At 26.1% G+C, this 1698-nt stretch carries 1 protein-coding gene; it reads left to right on the top strand.

What is annotated here, in order from left to right:
• Positions 1–875: 875 nt before the first annotated feature.
• A complete protein-coding gene (locus NSA01_RS09945) occupies positions 876–1511 on the top strand; it encodes a CatB-related O-acetyltransferase (RefSeq protein WP_257481305.1) in 636 nt (211 codons plus the stop codon).
• The last annotated feature ends 187 nt before the right edge of the window (positions 1512–1698 follow it).

Genomic DNA, 1698 nt, shown 5'->3' with positions numbered 1-1698 from the left:
ACTATTATACATATCAGGAAAAATATGTCAAGAAGAATTTTATATAATTTGATAAAATTTCAATGAGTTTTCTCCTTAATATATTTTACTATTATTTTAACTATAGGAGTAAAATATTTATTAGTTTTATGATTTATCATTATATTATATTATCTTCACTTTTTTAATTAAGAAATGTTCTAATGAAGGAAATTGGTACATTATTCTGTGATTAATGTTTTAATAAATGAAAGGTGATTTGATTTAGATTTAAGAATGAAACAAGCAATATAAATAGATTTTATTATTTATCAAAAATCATATAATCATATGGAATTATATTTGTAATTTATTCTAAATAGATATAAAAAAGTCATTTTGTAATCAGTTAAAAGAAAATCACTAAATTCAATTTGTTATTAGTGAACTTTTACATAATACTATATGTTATTAAAAGAAACTAAACTTTCTAATCATACCCCTTTAATATTATTAATAATATTACTTATTTAAATTAAAATTGTAATAAAGCACTTTTATCAAATGTGTTTTTAGAAACAATAGTATTTATTTTAGATTTTTAGTATCCTATAAATAATACCTCATATAGCTGCATCATATTTATATAAAAAAAACCAATATTTTTTTTATTCACTGCTTCCTGCATATTATGTTTTAAATAAAACTGTTAAAGGTTTGGGGCAGTAATATTTTCCTATAAATATTTAAATAAGATATTTTTATCTTTAGTAAATATTACACATTGGTTATAAGATAGATTTTAAAATATAAATATGATATTATCTTATTATAAATAAGAGAGGTGGTTAAGATGAAACTTTGCATTGCTTTGACCGGATTAGCTTAAAAAAACTAAAATAATAGGAGGATTTTTTATGACTATTCCGGAAAATAAAATATACCCTCGTAAGGGTGACAGAGAAACGATTTACTTAAAAAATGCGATTACAAACGAAAACATAACCGTCGGGGACTATACAATGTATAACGACTTTGTAAACGACCCAGTGCAGTTTGAGAAGAATAACGTTCTATACCATTATCTGATAAACAACGATAAGCTCATCATAGGCAAATTCTGCTCCATAGCATGCGGTGCAAAATTCTTATTCAACAGTGCCAATCATACGATGAAGTCATTATCTTCATACCCCTTCCCTCTGTTTTTCGATGAATGGGGACTTGATATGAAAGATGTCACGCAGTCTTGGGACAATAAGGGCGACATTGTAATAGGAAATGATGTATGGATCGGGTACGAAGCTGTTATTATGGCGGGAGTAAAAATAGGTGACGGTGCGCTCATCGGGACACGTGCGGTTGTAACCAAAGACGTCGAGCCTTATACCATCGTCGGAGGAGTTCCCGCAAAGCCCATAAATAAAAGATTTAACGACGAAACCATAAATGCCATGCTTGAAATAAAATGGTGGGACTGGGATAAAGATAAAATAAGAAATAATATAGAAGAAATAAAGTCGGGAAATGTAGAAAATTTAAAGGGATTATAAATATAAAGGTAAGGATATTTTCCTTACCTTTTTTAAATAGAAATATATAAAAAAAATTAATTTTTATGAATAATAAATATAAATTTGAATATAATAATGAAGTACGATTTGATACTTATTTTACACATAAAAATTTATTTTATGGATAAAAAAGGTATTGACATCTAATAATAGATGTGTATAATAA

Origin of the sequence: Anaerofustis stercorihominis, from assembly GCF_024623185.1 — a bacterium.
Lineage (GTDB): Bacteria > Bacillota > Clostridia > Eubacteriales > Anaerofustaceae > Anaerofustis.
This window is presented reverse-complemented; position numbering and strand designations above follow the sequence as displayed.